Below are 21433 nucleotides of genomic sequence, written 5' to 3' on the forward strand. Positions count from 1 at the left end.
CAGTGTCTGTGCTGGCGTGGAAGGTGAGACAGAGGGCTTGATCTACGCGGCAAGGTCATAGCCTTAAGGGTGGGCACAAGCTGCCTCTGTCTCGTGTGATGGTAGCTGACCACCACGGGAAAGAAGATACAAGGGTGGGCAGGCAGGCAGGGCTTTCGTCTGCCCACGTTGTTTTGAATCCGCGTGGGCGCAAAAACGTGCCCACCCTACCAAGCTCGACCTCAAGGTCAGGGCCCTTTAATGGCGATATGACGGTAAGTCGTGCGGTGCGGAAGTATGAGAAAGGCCAGAAGGGGGTGTTGTAATGTTAGAACTGGTCCCGGATGGGCTTGTTTGAAAATGGAGACCCAATGTTCAACCCGTATGCGATCATTCTCGGCCTCTTCATCATCGCCGGTTTTATTACTGCCCTGTGGGGCTGGTCCATTATCGCCAAGGCGCGAAAAACGCGGCGCTGGCCCATGGTTGAAGGCGCCATTGAACAATCCGCGCCCACGTCAGAAGCCAACGGCCTGCTACCGCACATTCTATTCAGCTACACGGTGGGCACGCACACTTATCAGCGCGCATTGGAGTTTCCAAGTGGCGACAATCCATCGCCGGAACTCGCCACCCGCTATGCCGGAAAATACCCCGTTGGCGCCAAAGTACCCGTGTATTACAACCCCGATCAGCCTGACCAAGCCACACTTGAGCCTGGCCTGGCCCATGGCGACTGGATGATACTCGTCCTGGGAATCGCCGCAATGGCCTTTGGGATCTTTGCCCTATTTTTCAGCAGCTAATATTCTGGAAAGGCGTGCGCCCCCTTTACTCCTTTATTTCTTCGGTATGCGCGCGCTTTTACCACAGGTGAAAATCGCCCGCGCCGAACAGCCCAAGCAAGCCGATAACGATCAAATAAATTGCGACGATGTAGTTCAGCAGACGCGGCACAATCAGAATGAGTATGCCGGCGATCAGTGAAACCAGCGGGGCGAGGCTTAAAGTCATGCTCATGTTCATCTCCTTGATATTGGGTGAGGTAGGGACAGTACTATTCTTGCAGAAAACGCGTCCAAAAGAGACATGAATGTTCTGAATAGTTACACAGGTAAGGGCGCTGCCTGGCGCAGATCCTCTATGCTTAGGCCTTCGTCAATTTCCGGCCAATGGATTCCCTCGCCATCCCCCGGAGGCTCATTGTCCGTTCACCCAACCTTTCTATCCGTTAATCCAAGCTGGCGTGCTTGTAAAAATTTTATCTCGTCGCGCAGTTGCGCGGCCTCCTCGAACTCCAGGTCGCGCGCATGTTTGTACATCTGTTGCTCCAGTTTTTTGATCCGTTGCACCAGCTTTTCCGGCGACAGGGCTTCATAGTTCGCGGTGTCTTCGGCGACTTTGGCGTAATGTCTGGCGCCGCCGGGAGCGCTGCGTGCACCTTCCATAATATCGGCAACCGCTTTTTGGATGCCTACCGGTTTGATGCCGTGTTGTTTGTTGTAGGCGATTTGCTTGATGCGGCGGCGGTCGGTCTCGCCGATTGCGCGCCGCATGGAATCGGTAATCCTGTCTGCATACAGAATCGCCATGCCATTGATGTGGCGCGCGGCGCGGCCGATGGTCTGGATGAGCGAGCGCTCGGAGCGCAGGAAACCCTCTTTGTCCGCATCCAGGATGGCGACTAGGGATACCTCCGGCATGTCCAGGCCTTCGCGCAGCAAATTAATACCTACCAGCACGTCGAATGTTCCTAACCGCAGATCGCGGATGATCTCGACGCGCTCCACAGTCTCGATGTCGGAGTGCAGATAACGCACTTTTACGCCGTGATCATCCAGATATTCACTGAGGTCTTCGGCCATGCGTTTGGTGAGTGTCGTCACCAGCACGCGCTCGTTGATGGCTACTCGCTGGCGGATCTCCGATAGCAGATCGTCCACCTGGGCCGTGGCGGGACGTACTTCGACCTGGGGATCAACCAGCCCCGTGGGCCGTACCACTTGTTCGGCCACCGCACCGGAGTGTTGCAATTCATAGGGGCCCGGTGTGGCGGAGACGTAAATGGTTTGGAACGGCTGCTGTTCAAACTCATCAAAGCGCAGCGGACGGTTGTCGAGCGCGACCGGCAGGCGAAATCCGTAATCCACCAGCGTCTGCTTGCGCGACCGGTCGCCTTTATACATGCCGCCAAGCTGCGGAATCGTGACGTGACTTTCATCTATCACCACCAGCGCATTGGGCGGCAGATAGCTCAGTAACGTCGGCGGCGGCTCGCCGGGCGCGCGGCCGGAGAGATAACGCGAGTAGTTTTCGATGCCGGAGCAGTAACCCAGCTCCACAATCATCTCCATGTCGAAGCGCGTGCGCTGTTCGAGGCGTTGCGCCTCGACCAGTTTGTTTGCGGCGTAGAGTTCCTCGAGGCGCAGGCGCAAATCCGTTTTCATCTGCTCCACGGCATTGAGCATGATCTCGCGCGGCGTGACATAGTGGGATTTCGGGTAAATGGTGAGGCGCGGCACGCGGCGCAGGATTTCGCCTGTGAGCGGGTCGAAATGACTCAGCGATTCGATTTCGTCATCGAACAGTTCCACACGCACCGCCTCGCTGTCGGATTCGGCCGGATAGATGTCTATGACCTCGCCGCGCACGCGGTAGGTGGCGCGAGAGAGTTCGATGTCGTTGCGCGTATATTGCAACTCGGCCAGGCGGCGCAGGATGTGGCGCTGATCTATCTTGTCGCCGCGCTTCAGGTGCAGCACCATGCCGAGATAGGATTGCGGATCGCCCAGGCCGTAGATCGCCGAGACTGTGGCGACGATGATGGTGTCCTCGCGCTCCAGGAGCGCCTTGGTGGCGGACAGGCGCATTTGTTCGATGTGCTCGTTGATCGAGGCGTCCTTCTCGATGTAGGTGTCGGAGGAGGGCACGTAGGCCTCGGGTTGATAGTAATCGTAGTAGGAGACAAAATACTCCACTGCGTTATCCGGGAAGAACTCGCGCATCTCGCCGTACAACTGCGCGGCCAGCGTTTTGTTGGGCGCGAGAATCAGCGTCGGCCGCTGTACCGTCTCGATGACGTGCGCGATGGTAAAGGTTTTGCCCGAACCGGTGACGCCGAGCAGGGTCTGAGCAACCAGGCCGTCGTTTATTCCCTCTACCAGGTGCGCTATCGCCTCCGGCTGGTCGCCGGCGGGGGCAAAGGAGGACTTCATGACGAAGCGTCGGGCAATTTCGCTCATAGGGGTTCAGGTAACGGCGTCAATCCAGTATAGTAAGCAAATTTTGAGTCATTAATAGAGGAATTCAAGTCTTGAACCTACGACTTGCCAAGCGGGTACATCTCATCAAGCCCTCGCCTACACTCACTATCACGGCGCGCGCGGCTGCCTTGAAGGCGGCGGGCAAGGATATCATCGGCCTCGGTGCGGGCGAACCCGATTTTGATACGCCCGACTATATCAAACAGGCCGCGATCAAGGCCATTCAGGAGGGCTTCACCAAGTATACCGCGGTTGACGGTACGCCGGGGCTTAAAAAGGCCATCGTCAACAAGTTCCGCCGTGAGAACGGTCTTGAGTATACGTCCGATCAGGTCCTGGTTTCGGCCGGCGGCAAGCAGAGCTTTTACAACCTTGCCCAGGCGCTGCTTAATGCAGGCGACGAGGTCATCATACCCGCGCCGTACTGGGTCTCCTACCCCGATATGGTGTTGCTGGCCGAGGCGGAGCCCGTGATTATCCACGCGGGGATCGAGCAACGGTTCAAGATCACGCCTCGGCAACTGGAGGCTGCGATTACACCCAAGACGCGGCTGTTGGTGATGAACAGTCCGTCCAATCCAACCGGCGCGATTTACAGCCATGACGAACTTGCAGCGCTCGGCGAGGTGCTGCGCGATCATCCGCAAGTGTTGATTGCGAGCGACGACATCTATGAGCACATCCTGCTCGGCGATGCGCCGTTCTGCAATATCCTAAACGCCTGTCCCGATCTCTATGACCGCACAGTGGTTATCAATGGCGTATCCAAGAGCTTTTCCATGACCGGCTGGCGCATCGGTTACGCGGCGGGGCCGAAGCCGCTCATCGAAGCGATGAAAAATATCCAGTCGCAAAGCACCTCCAACCCCGCCTCGATTTCACAAGCTGCGGCACAGATGGCGCTTGAGGGCGACCAGTCGTTTATGAAAGATTGGGTACGGCAGTTCAAGGAGCGCCACGAGTTTGTGGTCAAGGAATTGAATCGCATCAAAGGTGTGCAATGTCTGCCGTCGCCCGGTGCATTTTACTCTTTCCCCAGGATGCAAGGCGTAATTGATGATCTCCCCGGCATCAAGGATGATGTGGCGCTGGCCGAATATATTTTGAATGAAACCGGCGTGGCGCTGGTACCGGGCTCCGCCTTCGGCGCGCCGGGATACATGCGTCTGTCGTTTGCGACCAGTATGGAAAATCTGCGCGAGGCGCTTGCGCGCGTGCAGAAACTCCTGGGCGCGTTAAGCTAGGTCAGCAGTTTGCGCGCGGCGGCGACGGCTAGACCGCGTTTGATAGGCGCGTTAAAGCTCGCCAGTGTTTCTTCCATGGCGCTCAGGCAAAACAGTACGTTGGTGGGGTTGCTCGCATAACCCATCAAACCGATGCGCCAGACTTTTCCTGCCAGGGCGCCGAGGCCGGCGCCGATCTCGAGGTTGTAATCGTTGAGCAGGGCGGCGCGCACTTCGGCGTCGTCCACGCCGTCGGGGATATAAATCGAATTCAACTGCGGCAGGCGTTCGCCTTCCTTCACCACAAAGCGCAAGCCCATCGCCTCAATGCCCGCTTTCAGCGCCTGATGATTACGGGCGTGGCGCGCCCAGGCGTTTTCCAGGCCTTCTTCTTGCAGAATCACCAGTGCTTCGTGCAGGCCATACAGGGCGTTAATGGGTGCGGTGTGATGGTAGGCGCGCTTGCCGCTGCCCCAATAGCCCATCACCAGATTCAAATCCAGAAACCAGCTTTGTACCTTGGTCTTGCGTGTTTTGATTTTTTCAACGGCGCGCTCGTTGAAGCTTACGGGTGACAGCCCGGGCGTGCAGGACAGGCATTTCTGGGAGCCGGAATAGATTGCATCAATTCCCCACTCGTCTACTTTTAGCGGTGAACCGCCGAGCGAGGTCACGGCATCCACGATAACAAGACAACCATAACGGTGCGCGATTTCGGTCAAACTTTTCACATCGGACTGTGTACCCGTGGAGGTCTCGGCGTGCACAAACGCGGCGAGCCTGGCGTCCGGATTTTTCTTGAACGCGTCTTCCAGTTTATTCGGGTCCACCGCGCTGCCCCAGGCGTCCTCCACCATAACGGCGGTCGCGCCGCAGCGTTCTACGTTCTCTTTCATACGCCCACCGAACACGCCGTTCTGGCACACAATCACTTTATCGCCGGGTTCGACCAGGTTCACGAAACACATCTCCATGCCCGCCGAGCCGGGCGCGGAGACGGGCAAGGTGAGCGGATTTTTGGTCTGAAAGGCGTACTGCAACAACACCTTCATCTCGTCCATCATCGAGACAAACACAGGATCGAGATGGCCGATGGTAGGCCGCGACATGGCTTCCAAAATACGCGGGTTGACATCGGAGGGGCCGGGGCCCATCAGGGTGCGGCGTGGGGGGTGAAATGATTTAATAGGCATAGTCGTTGTTGGGCAGGTTAGTTAATTAATTTTGGGGTATGAGAGGGTGCTCATCCATCGGCATCAAGCAGTTCAATCCAATGCCGCACGGGAAGGTCGGATTGGCTTTGCAGGTGCGTCAGACAACCGATATTGGCTGTAGCGATCCAATCAGGCGCCCCTGAGCGCAGGGCCTCAAGTTTATTTTTCAGAAGTTTTTGTGACAACCCTTTTTGTAAAATGGAATAAGTTCCCGCCGAGCCGCAACATAGATGGCTGTCGGGTACGAAGGTTAATTCAAAGCCAAGCTCCTGCAGCAAATCCTCCACTACACTATTTAATTTTTGCCCGTGTTGCAAGGAGCACGGTGAATGAAAAGCGATTTTTTTGGGCGACTTGAGCCTGAACGGACTCATATCTTCCGCGGCAAGTATCTCGCTGATGTCCTTGGCGAGGGCTGAAGTGCGTGCAGCCTTATCTGCGTAGTCGGGATCGTGCCGGAGAAGATGTCCATACTCTTTGACCAAGGCGCCACAACCGCTGGCAGTGATCACAATCGCCTCTGCGCCTTGTTCTATGTGCGGCCACCAGGCGTCAATATTGCGCCGCATAAATTCAAGGCCTTCCTGGTGAGCGCCCAGATGATAACTCAACGCGCCGCAGCAACCCGCGTATTGGGCTCTGACCAGGCTTATATCCAGCTTATCAAGCGCCCGCGCCGCGGCAGCATTGATATTAGGACTCAAGGCAGGTTGTACGCAGCCGTCCAGGACCAGCATGCGGCGTGTGTGGCGCATGGCAGGCCAGGGTGAGGAGGTGGAGCGCGGGGGCAGGGTTCTACGTAGTGCCTGCGGTAATAAATGGCGCAGCCATTGAGCCAGACGTAGCAATATGGCGAAGCGTGAACGATAGGGAAGGGTGGAGCATAGCATGCGCTGCACAACACGCTCGCGGAGTGGCCGTTTCACCTGCCTTTCGAGCAGGCCGCGCCCGATATCAACGAGGCGTCCATACTGGACACCGGACGGACAGGCGGTTTCGCAAGCGCGGCAGGTAAGGCAACGGTCAAGATGCAGTTGCGTCTTGTGAGTGACCTCGGCGCCCTCCAGCAGATTTTTTATCAAATAAATCCGTCCGCGTGGGCCGTCCAACTCATCGCCGAGCAATTGATAAGTGGGGCAGGTGGCGGTGCAAAATCCGCAGTGCACACAGGCGCGCAAGATGGCGTCGGCCTCCCGGCCCTCTGGAGTATTTTTATATTTGTCTAACAGTTGTGTCTGCATGATCTAAAAGGGCGCCTAAAAATCGGCGTACAGGCGTCCGGGATTGAATATGCCGTGCGGGTCAAAGGCGGATTTGAGGCGCTTGTGGATAGCAAGCATGGCGGGCGGTAACGGGTGAAACACTTGCCCCTTGCGTTCGCCATTGCGAAACAAGGTGGCGTGACCACCCAGCCGCGCGACGGTTTCCCGTATCACCTCCGCGGGCAACGGGTTCTTCAGCCAGCGCTGTGCTCCGCCCCAATCTATCAACCATTGCCCGGGGAGATTGAGCGGCAGGACGGCAGGAGGCGCCGATAATCGCCAGAGCGGGGCAGTGTCGTTAAAGAATCCGTGCTTGTGTTCGCGCACTCGTTCCCAGAAGGTAGCGCCCGCGTCGTCCACGATTCCGCCGATTTTCCGATGGGCGGCGCGCACTGCGGTGTCGCTGCCGAAAAGGCGGACGCGCAGGATTTCACCGTCATGACAGGCCGCGGAGAGCGGGAGCGGGCGAGAATTTAAAGTATTAAGCAGGGCGATCGCCTCTTGTGCAGTAGTCTGAAAACTTAGCGTGAGTTCGGTTTGCGGTTTTGGCAGCACCTTGAGTGAGATCTCCAGCAAAACGCCCAGCGTGCCGAGCGCGCCGGCCATCAGGCGTGAGACGTCAAAACCGGCCACATTTTTCATGACTTCGCCGCCGAACTTCAGGATCTCTCCTTTTCCGTTCAGAATTTTTACGCCCAGTACAAAATCCCGCACGGCGCCGGCGTAAGGCCGGCGCGGACCGGACAGGCCGCAGGCAATAGCACCTCCCACGGTGGCGTCGGCTCCAAAGTGAGGGGGTTCAAAGGCCAGCATTTGCCTGCGTTCGTCGAGCGCGGCCTCGATTTCACTAAGTGGCGTTCCGCCGCGCGCGGTGATCACCAGCTCTGACGGCTGGTAGCTTACGATCCCGCAGTGTTCACGCACCGGCAGAGGGGTTCCATTTGTTGCGCGCCCGTAAAAGTGTTTGGTGTTGCCACCTATGATATGTAACGGGGTCATATGCGCCGCCGCCTCACTTACCCTGTCTTGCAGGGCGGCGCTCCTGTCAGCAGCCATCAAAACCTATCCAGTTCAGGAAAACTGAGTTTGCCCTGGTGCACGTGCATCGCGCCAAACTCGGCGCAGCGGTGTAAGGTGGGAACGGCTTTGCCGGGGTTGAGTAAATCCCTGGGATCGAAGGCATGCTTGATTTCATGAAATTGCGCGAGTTCCGCCGGGGCGAACTGCAGGCACATGGGCGTGAGTTTCTCCACGCCCACGCCGTGCTCGCCGGTAATCGTGCCGCCGACGGCGATGCAGATCTCCAGAATCCTTGCGCCGAATGCCTCGGCCCGCGCGAGGTCACCGGGTTTGTTGGCATCATAGAGTATCAGCGGATGCAGGTTTCCATCCCCGGCGTGAAAGACATTCGCAACCTGTAATCGGAATTCCTTGGAGAGTTCGCCGATACGAGCCAACACCTCGGCCAGCCGATGGCGCGGTATGGTGCCGTCCATACAGTAATAATCCGGCGCGATGCGCCCGACGGCGGGAAACGCCGATTTACGTCCCGCCCAGAACTTGAGACGCTCGGTTTCGTCCCGTGCGGTACGAACCTCCGTCGCGCCTGCCTTGAGCAACAACTCACGCACCTGGAAGATCTGCTCGGACACTTCCGCATTTTCGCCGTCCACCTCGCAGAGCAGCAGTGCGGCGGCATCCACCGGGTAGCCCGCGTGGACGTAATCCTCGGCGGCACGGATGGCGAGATTGTCCATCATCTCCAGACCGGCGGGGATGATGCCCGCGGCAAAAATCGCGGCGACGACGTCGCCTGCCTTGCTGACGCTGTCGAAGGCGGCCAGCGCCACTTGCGCGCGCTCGGGTTTGGGCAAAAGCTTCACCGTGATCTCCACGATGACGCCGAGCAGGCCTTCCGAGCCGTGCAGGAGCGCGAGCAGGTCATAACCCGGCGCATCCAGTGCGCCTCCTCCGACCTCGATCAGCTCGCCCTCCATCGTCAGCATTTTGAGTCCCAGCACATTGTGAACGGTAAGGCCGTATTTCAGGCAATGCACGCCGCCGGAATTTTCCGCGACGTTGCCGCCGATCGTGCAGGCGATTTGCGAGGAAGGATCGGGGGCGTAATAGAGACCATAGGGCATGGCGGCCTCGGAAATCGCGAGATTACGCACACCGGGCTCTACCCGTGCGGTGTGATTGGCTGGGTCCAGCGCCAGGATGCGGTTGAAACGGGCCAGACTCAGCACCACGCCGTGAGAAAGCGGCAGCGCACCGCCGGATAAGCCCGTACCGGCGCCGCGCGCAACGACGGGGACATGCATTCCGCTGCACAGGCGCAAGATCGCGCGCGCCTGTTCGAACGTGTCGGGCAGACACACCACGCCGGGCAGTTGCCGGTAGGCGGTCAGCCCATCGCACTCATACGGGCGTACCTCTTCTTCCTCATACAAGACATCTTTGGGCGGAAGGATCTGCAACAAGGCCGCGAGCAAGGCTTGTCGTTCAGGCCAGATGTCTCGCTGGGTCGAGTTTAACATGGCATTCGATCGGGACCGGGTTACTTTGATTTCATGACTTCAGAGCGCCACTACATAGCTCATTCTATTGACCTATAATACCCATACGCATACTATACACGCCCTCACCTTCCCCGGTAGCTCAGTCGGTAGAGCAAGTGACTGTTAATCACTGGGTCGGCGGTTCGAGTCCGTCCCGGGGAGCCATTACACCAAAGTCCTGTGGGTTTTTTCGCAAGTTTCTAAACAAGCCTTAAAGTACCCGCACGCCTTCGCGCTCCAACATGCGTGTTAACGCAATCAGCGGTAACCCTACCAAGGCAGTGGGATCAGCGCCGCGGATGCTCTCAAACAGCGCTATCCCCAGACCTTCGGATTTGAAGCTCCCCGCACATTGATAGGGTTGTTCGCGGTTTAAATAATGGGTTATCTGCTCCTCGCTCAGCGAGCGAAACTCGACCGTTGTGTGTATGACCTCGATCTGGATTGTTCCGCTGGCGCTGTTCAGCAGGGCAACACCGGTATGAAATTGCAGACTATGCCCTGAAAACCGCCGCAGTTGGGCGACGGCCGCCTGATGGCTGCCCGGTTTGCCAATAATTTCATTTTCAAAGGTGGCGACCTGATCCCCGCCGATAATCAGGGCGGCGGGATACTGCTGCACCACAGCCCTGGCCTTGGCCTCCGCGAGCCGATGTACCAGTTGCGGCGCCGCCTCTCCGGGCAGAGGGGTCTCATCCACCTGAGGCGAGATGATGTCGAAAGGCAAACCCAATCGTTCCAGCAAGTGTCTTCTGAAGGGCGAGGTCGAAGCCAGGATGAGTTGCTGCATAATTTTTCCGGGTATCCAGGGATGGGCCGCAGCGCTTTGACTGGACGGTTGTTTAGTTATATTATGCGCGACCTATGTCAAAGCGGCTACCGGTGCATATAGACCCGCTGCAACTGGCCGGCAAGGGAGAGCTGTTATCCGGTGATCTGGAGCTTGCAGGGATGCGCAGGCTGGCCCCCTCGCTACACACTACGGAGGGGGCGGTAGAGGTCACCTTGGAATTCGGCGTGGACCCTGAACGGATACCCTATCTGCAAGGACATATACGCGGAAAACTCATTTTGACCTGTCAACGCTGTATGCAGGCTGTGGACTTCCCCGTAGACCTCGACATGACCTTGGGTCTGGTGAATTCCCCGGCTGAAGCGGACGCCCTGCCCGATCACTATGAGCCTTTAATGGCAGGATCTGAGCCGGTGATCTTGCCGGACGTTATCGAGGACGAGTTGCTGTTGTGTCTGCCTCTTGTGCCCAAACATCCTGAATCGCAGTGCCCGGCTTCGGCCCAGAAGCGCGAAGAAAAGCCGCAGGACACCCGCAAACCCTTTGCGGTGTTGTCGGATTGGAAGAAAAACGGCTAACCATTTATAATAGCGAGTCTATTAGTTAAGAGGAAACACCCATGGCAGTGCAAAAAAGCCGTAAAACACCCTCCAAGCGCGGCATGCGCCGCTCCCATGATGCGCTCACCGCACCGACACTGTCCATCGAGCCCAGCACGGGCGATACCCACCTGCGCCACCATATCAGTCCGAGTGGCTACTACCGCGGGCGCAAGGTCATCGCCGGCAAGGCCGAATAGTCAACGGATCGCTGAGCTGGATCCCGCTGCGGCTTGGCTCGCACTTTGAGCGCCGTGAAACGCTACTCTCCGACGCTCGGTTAATGAATACACCCGTCACTATCGCCCTTGACGCCATGGGAGGGGATTATGGTCCTCCCGTTGTGGTTTCTGCCGCGCTACGGATGCTTGCCGAGCGTCAGGATATCCGGCTCATTCTGGTTGGAGATCAGGAGTTACTGACTCACGAACTGAGGGTGAGCAAGCCCAATGAGCGTTTGCACATACAGCACGCCTCGCAACAAGTGGCATCGGATGAGTTGCCCTCCCAGGCCCTGCGCCTGAAAAAAGATTCTTCCATGCGGGTGGCGATCAATTTAGTAAAAGAGGGCAGGGCGCACGCCTGCGTCAGCGCCGGTAACACCGGCGCACTGATGGCCACCGCACGTTATGTCCTGAAAACCCTCCCCGGCGTAGACCGCCCGGCTATCTGCGCCGCGTTGCCCACCAAGATCGGCCGCACCCACATGCTTGATCTCGGCGCCAACGTGGACTGTAACCCCGAACAATTGTTTCAATTCGCCGTGATGGGCAGCGTGCTGGTGAACGCGACGGACAACATCGCCAAACCCAGGGTGGGTCTGCTCAATATCGGCGAGGAGGAAATCAAGGGCAATGAGCGCGTCAAGGACGCTGCACGCCTGCTCGGCAATAGCGACATGAATTATATCGGCTTCGTGGAGGGCAACGACATCTACGGCGGCGAGGTGGATGTGGTGGTCTGCGACGGGTTTACCGGCAATGTCGCCCTCAAGTCCAGCGAAGGCGTCGCGCAGATGATCGGCTACTTCATCAAGCAGGAATTCAAACGCAACCTGCTCACCCGGTTGGCGGCCATCATCGCCCTGCCCGCGCTCCAGGCCGTGCAGCACAAGATAGACCCGCGCAACTATAACGGCGCGAGCTTTCTCGGCCTGCAAGGCATCGTGATCAAGAGCCACGGTTGTGCCGACGTCGTCTCTTTCAGCAACGCCATCAAAGAGGCGTTGCTGGAGGTGGATAAGAACGTACCGCAGCACATCGGCAAACAACTGGAGTCGCAGTTGGCGGAGAGGGATGCGCTTTGACGGCCCGTTATACCCGCATCGCCGGCACGGGCGGTTATCTGCCCGCCCAGGTGCTGACCAACGCCGAGCTGGAAAAGCGGGTAGACACCACCGATCAGTGGATTGTCGAGCGCACCGGCATCCGTGAACGGCGCATCGCCGCGCCGGGTGAGAATACCTGCGACCTCGCCGAGCAGGCCGCGCGGCGCGCCATCGAAGCGGCGCGCCTCACCCCGGCCGACATAGATCTCATCATCGTCGCCACCACCACCCCTGACCGGATCTTCCCCAGCACCGCCTGCCTGTTGCAACAACGCCTGGATATCCACGGCTGTCCCGCCTTCGACATCCAGGCGGTCTGCACCGGCTTTATCTACGCCCTCGATATCGCCGACCGTTTCATCCGCACCGGCGGCGCGCGGCGCGCGTTGGTGGTGGGCGCCGATGTCATGTCGCGGATCACAGACTGGACCGATCGCGGCACCTGCGTGCTATTCGGCGATGGCGCGGGAGCTGTGGTACTCGAAGCAAGCGACGAGCCCGGCATCCTCTCTAGCCACCTGCACGCCGATGGGCAGTATCAGGACCTGCTCATGGTCCCGGCCGGCGTCTCACAAGGCTACGACAAGGTGCAAGAAGGCAAGGCTTATGTGCAGATGCAGGGCAACGAAGTGTTCAAGGTCGCCGTCAACACCCTAGGCCGCATCGTAGATGAAACCCTGGAGGCCAATCACTTGCCCCAGTCGGCCATAGACTGGCTGATTCCACATCAGGCCAATATCCGCATCATCGAGGCCACTGCGAAGAAGTTGAAGATGCCCATGGAGCGCGTGGTCGTCACAGTCGGCGAACACGGCAACACCTCGGCCGCCTCCGTGCCTCTAGCGCTGGATGTCGCGGTACGAGACGGGCGCATCAAGCGGGGCGAGACCTTGCTGCTGGAGGCCTTCGGCGGCGGGTTTACCTGGGGCTCGACGTTGTTGAAGTATTAGCTTTTCTCCCAGCAAGTATTCTATGCCGCAAACTAAATTCGGTATTGTATTCCCCGGGCAGGGCTCGCAGTCGGTCGGCATGCTCGCCGATCTCGCTAAGACCTATCCGCTGGTGACGGAAACCTATGCGGAAGCTTCGGAGGTGCTCGGGTATGATTTGTGGAAGCTCACCCTGGAAGGCCCGGAACAAACGCTTAACCAAACCACCCATACCCAGCCCGCGCTGCTCGCCGCTGGGGTGGCGGTGTGGCGGGTCTGGCAGTCGCGTACCTCGGCCGCTCCCGCCCTGCTGGCCGGGCACAGCCTGGGCGAGTACACCGCCCTGGTATGCGCCGATGCCCTGGAGTTCGCCGACGCGCTGGCGCTAGTGACGGCGCGCGGGCGTTATATGCAGGAAGCTGTCCCGGAAGGGCAGGGCGCTATGGCGGCCATCCTGGGATTAGATGACGATCGCGTCATCGCGGCCTGCGTGGCCGCTCAGTCAGAAACGGCCGGCGAGATCGTCGCGGCGGTCAATTTTAATTCCCCCGGTCAGGTGGTGATTGCCGGACATACCAAGGCGGTTGAACGGGCCATGGATCTCGCTAAGCAGTCGGGCGCCAAGCGCGCGTTACGCCTGCCGGTGAGTGTGCCTTCCCACTGCGCCCTGATGCGTCCCGCCGCTCTGCGTCTCGCCCAGGACTTGGCCAAAACCCGCATCCAACCACCACGCATACCGGTCATCAACAATGTGGATGCCGTCGCTGCACAAGATCCGGCAAAGATCCGCGATAGCCTTACAAGACAACTCTTTCAACCGGTGCGCTGGGTGGAGACTGTCCGCAGTATGGCGGCGGAGGGTATACATGCTCTGCTAGAATGCGGACCTGGGAGCGTACTCACCGGCCTCAACAAACGCATCGTCCCCGGCTTGAACTGTATGGCGATGTCAGACCCGGCCGGTTTGGAGCTGGCTCTGACGGCCATCGAGTCTTAGAACTTATCCATAAATAATTTACCGCAGAGGGCGCAGAGGAATCAAGAAGGATTTGTTTCTCCTCCGCGTCCTCCGCGGTGAAGCTTTTTCACCGCAAGGGACGCAGGGGAACTATTTATGGATATGCTCTTAATAAAAGGTTCATGACTACACTAAACAATGAAATCGCGCTGGTTACCGGAGCGAGCCGGGGCATCGGGCAGGCCATCGCCTTGGCGTTGGGCCGCTTAGGGGCCGTTGTGGTCGGAACCTCTACCTCAGAAACAGGTGCAGAAGCACTCAGTAACCTGCTGGGAAATAATGGAATAAAAGGTTCTGGTCATGTCTTGAATGTCACCGATCAGGGTTCCATTGCCGGTCTCCTCGAAACTGTAGAAAAAATCTACGGCACGCCCACCATCCTCGTCAATAATGCAGGAATTACCCGCGATAACCTATTGATGCGTATGAAAGACGAGGAGTGGGACGATATCATTGCCACCAACCTCACCTCGGTCTACCGGCTGTGCAGGGCCTGCGTGCGCGGGATGATGAAGGCGCGCCGAGGGCGTATAATCAACATCGCCTCGGTGGTAGGTCTGACGGGCAACGCCGGGCAGGCCAACTACGCCGCAGCCAAGGCGGGCATCATAGGCTTCACCAAGTCTCTGGCGCGCGAAGTGGGCTCACGAGGGATTACCGTTAATGCCGTGGCGCCGGGCTTTATTGATACCGACATGACCCGTGCGCTCAACGAAGAACATCGCAACCAGTTATTGCAGCAGATCCCGCTTAATCGCCTGGGCTCTGCCGATGAGGTCGCCGCGGCCGTCGCCTTCCTGGCCTCACCGGCGGCTTCTTACATCACCGGGGAGACGTTGCACGTCAACGGCGGAATGTATATGGCCTAGTGTCAAATATCCGTCTTAAGATAACGTTTATAGCTTCGCTTTACGCTTTTCATTAAAATACCGTTTATAATTCGACACCACATGTTGGGAGGAAGTCTTCGTCATGAATAATGTTGCAGAGCGCGTCAAGAAAATCGTAGTAGAGCAGTTAGGGGTGAAAGACGAGGAAGTCAGCAATGAGTCCTCCTTCGTAGATGATCTTGGCGCGGACTCTCTCGACACGGTCGAACTGGTCATGGCCCTGGAGGAAGAGTTCGAGTGTGAGATCCCCGACGAGTCGGCGGAGAAGATCACCACCGTCCAGCAGGCCATAGACTACATCAACGCCCATCATCAACAGAGCTAATATCTTTTCATTGGCAGTCAAGGCCGCCTCATTGCAGAATGAGCGCGGCCTTTGCTGTTTTAGGTAAGGGAACCAGGTGGAAAAAAGACGCGTCGTCATCACCGGGCTCGGCATGGTCTCGCCGGTCGGCCTTACCGTGCAGGAGTCGTGGGCGGCTATCCTGGCCGGTAAGAGCGGCATCGGTCCGATCACGCACTTCGACGTCAGCCAATTCTCCACCCGCTTCGGGGGCAGCATTAAGGACTTCGACCCGGCCCGCTACATCCCCGCGAAGGACATCAAGAAAATGGATCCCTTTATCCATTACGGCATTGCCGCGGCCAAGGAGGCGATCGCCGACGCCGGGCTCACCGTAACCGAGGCCAATGCCGAACGCATTGGCGTTGCCGTCGGCTCGGGGATAGGCGGGCTGCCGGGCATCGAGAAAGGTCATCTCGCTTATCTGGAGGGGGGACCACGCAAGATTTCGCCGTTCTACGTCCCCAGCAACATCATCAATATGATCTCCGGCAATCTGTCCATTATGTACGGCATGAAGGGGCCGAATTTCGCCATCGTCACCGCCTGTTCGACCGGTGGGCACAACATCGGCATGGCCGCACGCCTCATCGAATACGGGGATGCCGATGTGATGGTCGCGGGCGGCGCCGAGATGGCGACCTCACCCACGGGCCTGGGCGGATTTTGCTCCGCACGTGCCTTGTCCACACGCAATGACGACCCCGCGACCGCCAGCCGGCCGTGGGACCGTGACCGCGACGGCTTCGTCCTCGCCGACGGCGCGGGCGTGATCGTGCTGGAGGAATATGAGTACGCCAAACGGCGCGGCGCGAGAATCTACGCCGAGTTGATCGGCTCAGGGATGAGCGGCGATGCGTATCACATGACCCTACCGTCGGAAGGCGGGGAGGGCGCACGCCGCTGCATGGAGAACGCCCTGCGCAACGCCCACATTGAACCCCACCAAGTGGACTACATCAACGCGCACGGCACCTCGACGCCTTCCGGCGACAAGGCCGAGACCCTCGCCGTGAAGGCCGCCTTTGGCGATCATGCCCACAAGGTCGCCATCAGCTCCACCAAATCCATGACCGGCCACCTGCTGGGGGCGGCCGGGGGAATCGAGGCCATCTTCAGTATCCTGGCCATCCGCGACCAGGTCGCCCCGCCGACCATCAACCTGTTCACACCCGATCCTGAATGCGATCTGGATTATGTGCCCAACGCGGCGCGCCCCATGAAGATTGACGTGGTGCTGTCAAACTCCTTTGGTTTCGGCGGCACCAACGGCACGCTGGTCTTCAGCCGTTTGCGTTGAACCCTTCGGCCAACCGTGATGGCCGAGTCACACCGGTTAAATTATGAGATTGACCCCCTAGCCCTGCTAGCCCTGCATCGGCTGAATCCGGCACGTTATCCTTATCTGCTGGAAAGTGTCGTGCACGGCACTCCTAGCGCACGGTATGACATCTTGTTTGCCTTTCCCGGTGAGACGCTGACGCTTACCGAGAGGATGGTGAGCTGTTGATCAAGGTTGTAGCTGTAGCGGGTGGCTTCGTCGCTGGGGCCGAGATCGGGCGGGGTGTAGCGGTTTTCCAGATCTACACAATAAGATTTTTGCGCCCCAAGAGAGCTAAAGCACATACTCAATTTTTACACCGTTATCTATGTCCTTGATGTACCCACGTATAAATTCGTTTCTTTCATCAATGGTAAAGCATTTTAAGTGGCTAACCTTGCCTTTGAACTCCTCTTTGTTGATCAATGAGCAACTGACCGGGAGCCTTAGCAAGTCAACTAAACCGGGTCGTATTTTTTTCCCTTGCTGGAGAATGGCATAAGTTACAGCTTCTCCAGTACTCTCGCCTACATATACCTCTACCAACTGGAGCAATAATTGCCTTGCCTTGTCGTTGTTACAGAAGTGGCTCCGGAAACATCATTCCCGCCTATAGAGTGAGAGAGTCCATACCATTACCCTACCGGGCTGGAGATGGTAAAGGTGACATGCCAAGCTCTGCCCATACAGTAGGATCGTCAGTAATATAAAAAATTGGCTCCATTCGACGATGTTCAATTATTTCAGTTACTCCGTATGCCGTTGTAATCTCATAAGATGGATAACCTGGTGGAAACCCTGAGCGTGGCGTTTTCAGCTTGAAAGGTTTCAGACCCTTATTCTTGCCCTTCACCTTTGCGAGTTTCTGATTCTTTGTGTTGCGTAGGATGAATGTCGAGGTACGCCCCCATGGCTTGACGTAATAGCTCATCGTAACAGTAACATCTGAACGTGAAAGCCCTGGAGGAAGAGTAAACCATTTTGGCAACCGAGACTCCTGTGCGAGCTCGAAAGAAGATTCGGGAAAATACTCGCAGCCTAATAATGACAGAAACACAGCAATAATAATTGCAGTGAATAGCTTATACATCTTGTTCGCTATAACCATGGTTTTGCTTTCTGCATAAGTCTCGTCCCATAATTGTAAGTACGTAGTTTTTGGATTGTTAGTGACGCCTCATACTCTGTACTTTGTACTTTGCATTGTTTCGCGTTACGCGGTTGGTGATAGCTTATATATCAAGACTTGAGCCTCATGTCCGCTCTTCAAATCTTTTGCGAAACTGAGCACCAAGAATCCCCCGGCAAGATAAGGAGTCGAAAGAAAAAACAAAACTATTCAGTGAAGGCGGCAATAGATTAGACGTTGGCCACTTAAAAACCATAAAAATAGCCTGCGCTAAAGCAATGACTATCCCCCAATGCCACCAACGCTCTGGAATGAAATATCCTAACAGGGCGCATTCAACAGTCAGTAATGGGATACCTACTTTATAATATAAACCACTACCCTATGCCTCTGGGTCACCTGTGAGTGCAGGAATTACAACCCATAAGGATAATCCTGATGCTGCAGTAAAAAGGGAAAGGGTCAAGTCTTGACATAACAGTTTTATCGCTCCCCTTTGATTATCTTGCTCACTGTCGAATAGTGTACTCCCGCACTATCCGAAAGGGAAAGGGTCAAGTCTTGACATAACAGTTTTATCGCTCCCCTTTGATTATCTTGCTCACTGTCGAATAGTGTACTCCCGCACTATCCGCAATTGCCGCCATGCTATAACCGTATTCTAAATATGCTTGTTGCATGGTTTTGTCGCGCATCATCTTGTCACCCCGCACTTCCTTCGTAAACAATTTCTTTATGTTGGGCCGATGCAGGAGTCGCTGGGCACGAGGGATTTCTGTTAATGGGTCTTTGCCTTCGAGCAGGGGACGTATTTTTTCGACAAAGGTTGCTGTGCCTAATAGCACTTGCCCCTGTAGCGCACCCCAGGGGGAGACCAAGCCGATGCCTTGCGCGACAAATTCAGCATAACGTTGTCGCGCTATAGAGCGCCGTTTGCCAAATTGCCCCAGTAACCAATCGGTGTTGAGCCAGCCAGGGCAGGCGGTCATGCCCAGGGTGGCCGGGTAGCTGCTCCATGGGTAGCGTTCAATGTGTTTGACCATTCTGGCGCGAATAGGATTGAGGACCACGTAGCGGCACAATTCCAGCAGGTAGCTGTCGCGTTCCACCAGGATGGCCTTGTAGCGCCCCTGAAACAGATGCCCAACGCGCTGATGATGGCGGTTGAAACGCTGGGTATAAACGCCATTCAATTGCCGCATGCCCTGCGACAGATTGCCATCGGGTGTCTCAATCAGAAGATGATAATGGTTGTCCATCAGGCAATAGGCATGGCACAGCCAACCCAGCCGCACCACTGCTTCGCTCAGGCAGGTTAGGAATGTTTCTCTGTCTCTATCACCAAGAAAAACAGCATTCTGCGCATTACCGCGAGCGGTAACGTGGTAGATAGCGCCGGGGTATTCGAGTCGCAGTGGACGAGCCATGCGAAGGAGACTAACTCATCAAAAGTGGCATATCAAGACTTGACCCTTTCTTTCTCTTTCTTTTCTTCTCTAACTCATCAAAAGTGGCATGTCAAGACTTGACCCTTTCTTTGCTTTTGTGTCCGTGAAAACAGGGGTGCCTCATCTTGACCCTTTCTTTCTCTTTCTTTCTGCTAGTACTCCCTAGTACTTAGAATGACAGGTATTAAAAACAAAGAAGACACCAAAATCAAAAGCAAGATACATATAAAACCAGCCACAAGCTGTACTAAGCCACGCTTTCTATATTGTTCAAAGACAACTTTGTCCTGTGGATCAACGTTGTCTTTCCAAGATTTTGTAAATGGCAGCCTACTTTGAAAAATTAAAATTTTTGAGTATTTTTGAGTAAGCTCCTTAGATGGGGTTGCTTTATACACCCAAATCCCTATTAAGATTTGCAGTAACACCGTCACGAACCCAATCGCATACATTAACATTAAGACGAGATCTGAGCTCACGACTTTCTAATTCAAAATGGTGTGAAGAATAAAGCCGCACAGACTATACCAATGCCCAGTGCTTGAAGAGAGCTTATTATCTGCGCTTGAGTTAATTGTTGTGCTAACTCGATACCCTGTTTCTTCAAGTCTAGTATTTTTTGCTGTCTGTCATCTTCCGATAATCCCGCAGGGCATGAGTTCTCAAGCTGGCGTATCTGTTCATTAATCTCCTCAATTTGGTCTGCGAATTTAGTGAGATCTAGATAGGTACTGATATAATCATACGCATCATAAGCAAGACATATTCCAGCAGTTACTGGTCCATTACCCGTCGGATCGATAAAGTTCACCGGATTATTCAACACATGGCGGTAAAGGTTACTATCCCCTCCTTGGAATCTTATCGGATCCTTCGCCGTCCAACGACCGGTTTCAGCGTCATAATCTCTGGCTCCAAAACGAGTCAGCTTGGTGTGCTGATCATAGAGCCCCCCCGCAAAGCCAAACGGCTGGAAGCCCGGATTGGTGTCTTGGATAATGTTACCGAATTCATCAAAATCCATGCGCTGGGCAATAGCTCCGTCTGCCGTGTTGATGATGAGCCGTGGGCTACCTAAGTGATCTGAAATAATTCGGTAAGTGACGCCTCCCTTTATCATGTAATCCGGTACGTTAGCCTTTGAGCCGTAAACAAATCTGCTTACTATATTACCCGCCCCGTCTAGTTCGGCAATTGGATTCAGTTGGTTTTGGTACAAGAAACCCTGAGCGAGAGTCCCATTAACTTTCTTGCCGATGCGTCGATTATTACCATCAATGATGTAATCAATGTTCGTTCCACCCGGCAAGGCCACCGTGCGCAGATTGCCGAGGACATCGTAAGTGTACGTGGTGTTCTGGGTTCCTTGAGTCTTGCTCTGGAGTTCACCATTGAGGCTATAGGTGTAGTTCACCCCCACCGCCGGCCCTCCTCCGCTGGTGGGGAGGGTGTAGCTGGTGAGGCGGTCTTGGGCGTCATAGGTACCTGTTGCTGTGCCTGTCACGTCAGTCTTGCTCAGGCGGTTGCCGTTTTGATCGTAGGCGTAGCTGGAAACAATAACGCTGTTTTTTCTGACCTCAATTAACCGTCCGGCGGTGTCGTAGCCGTAGGCGTAGCTGTCGGTTTGGGTGCCTACGGTTTCGGTCTTTTGGGTGATGCGGCCGAGGGTGTCGCGGGTATAGAGGGTGCTGTATTGAGGTGTATTACTGTAGCTGGCGTTGAATTGGTTGAGTTCGCCGAAGGGGGTGTAGTTTTGGCTGGTGGTGAGGGTGCCCAATGTGGTGCCGGTGAGGAGGCCGTTTTGGGTGTTGCGGCTGAGGGTGAGGGCTCCGGCTTGGGTGAGCAGGCTGTCGGCGTCATAGGTGAAGTTGATGCTGCTAGGGGTAGGAGTACCACTGCTCGCAACGCTTAAACTCTGGGGCCGGAAGTCGCTGTCGTAGCTGCGGCTGACGCTACCGGCGATGGGGCCGCTCCAGGCCTCGGAGAGGACGAGGGGGCCGTCGTAGACGTAGTGGAGGTTGGCTCCGGTCGCGGCGCTGATGTCGGTGACTTGGCCGCCGCCGTTGTAGGTGTAGTTGACCCCTACTCCACCTGCCGGGCTGCTGGTGAGGGCGTTCAATCGTCCGCCGGTGTC

The 21433-nt window shown here is 56.4% G+C and carries 22 protein-coding genes and 1 tRNA gene; 11 read left to right on the forward strand and 12 right to left on the reverse strand.

Translation table 11 applies throughout. The features are described 5' to 3' along the window. Positions 1-350: 350 nt before the first annotated feature. Positions 351-785, forward strand: coding sequence for a DUF3592 domain-containing protein (locus HY028_08500; GenBank protein MBI3344877.1), 435 nt, complete (start codon positions 351-353; stop codon positions 783-785). Positions 786-843: 58 nt separating this feature from the next. Here HY028_08500 and HY028_08505 read toward each other — a convergent pair whose 3' ends face one another. Next, complete coding sequence (locus tag HY028_08505) at positions 844-999, reverse strand: DUF3096 domain-containing protein (protein MBI3344878.1); 156 nt, start codon at positions 997-999, stop codon at positions 844-846. A gap of 191 nt (positions 1000-1190) precedes the next feature. After that, on the reverse strand, positions 1191-3212 hold the full coding sequence (gene uvrB / locus HY028_08510) for an excinuclease ABC subunit UvrB (GenBank protein MBI3344879.1): 2022 nt from the start codon (positions 3210-3212) through the stop codon (positions 1191-1193). A gap of 80 nt (positions 3213-3292) precedes the next feature. Here uvrB and HY028_08515 point away from each other — a divergent pair, with 80 nt between their 5' ends. Beyond that, a complete protein-coding gene (locus tag HY028_08515; protein ID MBI3344880.1) occupies positions 3293-4486 on the forward strand; it encodes a pyridoxal phosphate-dependent aminotransferase in 1194 nt (397 codons plus the stop codon). Here HY028_08515 and HY028_08520 read toward each other — a convergent pair. From HY028_08520 to HY028_08535, 4 genes are read right to left on the reverse strand one after another with little or no spacing between them, the layout of a single operon-like run. Continuing rightward, a complete protein-coding gene (locus HY028_08520; GenBank protein ID MBI3344881.1) occupies positions 4483-5658 on the reverse strand; it encodes an alanine--glyoxylate aminotransferase family protein in 1176 nt (391 codons plus the stop codon). The genes HY028_08515 and HY028_08520 overlap by 4 nt on opposite strands. Positions 5659-5708: 50 nt before the next feature. Beyond that, the gene (glcF, locus tag HY028_08525) at positions 5709-6920 is read right to left on the reverse strand and encodes a glycolate oxidase subunit GlcF (GenBank protein ID MBI3344882.1); all 1212 of its coding nucleotides are present in this window, start codon (positions 6918-6920) and stop codon (positions 5709-5711) included. Positions 6921-6935: 15 nt separating this feature from the next. Continuing rightward, entirely contained in the window at positions 6936-7997 is a 1062-nt protein-coding gene (glcE, locus tag HY028_08530) for a glycolate oxidase subunit GlcE (protein ID MBI3344883.1), read from the reverse strand. After that, a complete protein-coding gene (locus HY028_08535; GenBank protein ID MBI3344884.1) occupies positions 7997-9481 on the reverse strand; it encodes an FAD-binding protein in 1485 nt (494 codons plus the stop codon). The genes glcE and HY028_08535 overlap by 1 nt, the downstream gene beginning before the upstream one ends. A gap of 110 nt (positions 9482-9591) precedes the next feature. Here HY028_08535 and HY028_08540 point away from each other — a divergent pair. Then, positions 9592-9667, forward strand: a tRNA-Asn gene (locus HY028_08540). Between the two features lie 46 nt (positions 9668-9713). Here the strand turns inward: HY028_08540 and maf are convergent. Further along, positions 9714-10292 (reverse strand): septum formation inhibitor Maf, encoded by a 579-nt coding sequence (gene maf / locus HY028_08545; protein ID MBI3344885.1) that lies wholly within the window; start codon positions 10290-10292, stop codon positions 9714-9716. A gap of 74 nt (positions 10293-10366) precedes the next feature. Here maf and HY028_08550 point away from each other — a divergent pair, with 74 nt between their 5' ends. From HY028_08550 to fabF, 8 genes are all read left to right on the forward strand, one after another. Next, positions 10367-10873, forward strand: a complete 507-nt coding sequence (locus HY028_08550; protein MBI3344886.1) for a DUF177 domain-containing protein — start codon at positions 10367-10369, stop codon at positions 10871-10873. Between the two features lie 41 nt (positions 10874-10914). Next, positions 10915-11094, forward strand: a complete 180-nt coding sequence (gene rpmF / locus HY028_08555; GenBank protein MBI3344887.1) for a 50S ribosomal protein L32 — start codon at positions 10915-10917, stop codon at positions 11092-11094. 83 nt (positions 11095-11177) lie between these two features. Beyond that, positions 11178-12200, forward strand: a complete 1023-nt coding sequence (gene plsX / locus HY028_08560) for a phosphate acyltransferase PlsX (protein ID MBI3344888.1) — start codon at positions 11178-11180, stop codon at positions 12198-12200. Further along, positions 12197-13171 carry a ketoacyl-ACP synthase III gene (locus HY028_08565; protein ID MBI3344889.1) on the forward strand — a complete coding sequence of 325 codons (975 nt, stop codon included), beginning with the start codon at positions 12197-12199 and terminating at the stop codon, positions 13169-13171. Before plsX ends, HY028_08565 begins: the two co-directional genes overlap by 4 nt. A 22-nt stretch (positions 13172-13193) precedes the next feature. Further along, positions 13194-14147, forward strand: coding sequence for an ACP S-malonyltransferase (gene fabD, locus HY028_08570; GenBank protein MBI3344890.1), 954 nt, complete (start codon positions 13194-13196; stop codon positions 14145-14147). A gap of 143 nt (positions 14148-14290) precedes the next feature. Next, the gene (fabG, locus tag HY028_08575; protein MBI3344891.1) at positions 14291-15037 is read left to right on the forward strand and encodes a 3-oxoacyl-ACP reductase FabG; all 747 of its coding nucleotides are present in this window, start codon (positions 14291-14293) and stop codon (positions 15035-15037) included. A 103-nt stretch (positions 15038-15140) separates the two neighbouring features. Continuing rightward, a complete protein-coding gene (acpP, locus tag HY028_08580) occupies positions 15141-15383 on the forward strand; it encodes an acyl carrier protein (GenBank protein ID MBI3344892.1) in 243 nt (80 codons plus the stop codon). Between the two features lie 76 nt (positions 15384-15459). Beyond that, the gene (gene fabF / locus HY028_08585; GenBank protein MBI3344893.1) at positions 15460-16701 is read left to right on the forward strand and encodes a beta-ketoacyl-ACP synthase II; all 1242 of its coding nucleotides are present in this window, start codon (positions 15460-15462) and stop codon (positions 16699-16701) included. A gap of 101 nt (positions 16702-16802) precedes the next feature. Here fabF and HY028_08590 read toward each other — a convergent pair whose 3' ends face one another. The 5 genes from HY028_08590 to HY028_08610 all read right to left on the reverse strand — a co-directional run bounded on the left by HY028_08590 (position 16803) and on the right by HY028_08610 (position 21418). Next, positions 16803-17027, reverse strand: coding sequence for a hypothetical protein (locus HY028_08590; GenBank protein MBI3344894.1), 225 nt, complete (start codon positions 17025-17027; stop codon positions 16803-16805). Between the two features lie 335 nt (positions 17028-17362). Then, positions 17363-17830, reverse strand: a complete 468-nt coding sequence (locus tag HY028_08595; protein MBI3344895.1) for a hypothetical protein — start codon at positions 17828-17830, stop codon at positions 17363-17365. A gap of 596 nt (positions 17831-18426) precedes the next feature. Then, entirely contained in the window at positions 18427-19278 is an 852-nt protein-coding gene (locus tag HY028_08600; GenBank protein MBI3344896.1) for a transposase, read from the reverse strand. Positions 19279-19451: 173 nt separating this feature from the next. Further along, complete coding sequence (locus HY028_08605; GenBank protein ID MBI3344897.1) at positions 19452-19733, reverse strand: hypothetical protein; 282 nt, start codon at positions 19731-19733, stop codon at positions 19452-19454. Between the two features lie 56 nt (positions 19734-19789). Then, complete coding sequence (locus HY028_08610) at positions 19790-21418, reverse strand: RHS repeat-associated core domain-containing protein (GenBank protein MBI3344898.1); 1629 nt, start codon at positions 21416-21418, stop codon at positions 19790-19792. Positions 21419-21433 lie beyond the last annotated feature (15 nt).

It is taken from the genome of Gammaproteobacteria bacterium, from assembly GCA_016195665.1.
Classification (GTDB): domain Bacteria; phylum Pseudomonadota; class Gammaproteobacteria; order SURF-13; family SURF-13; genus JACPZD01.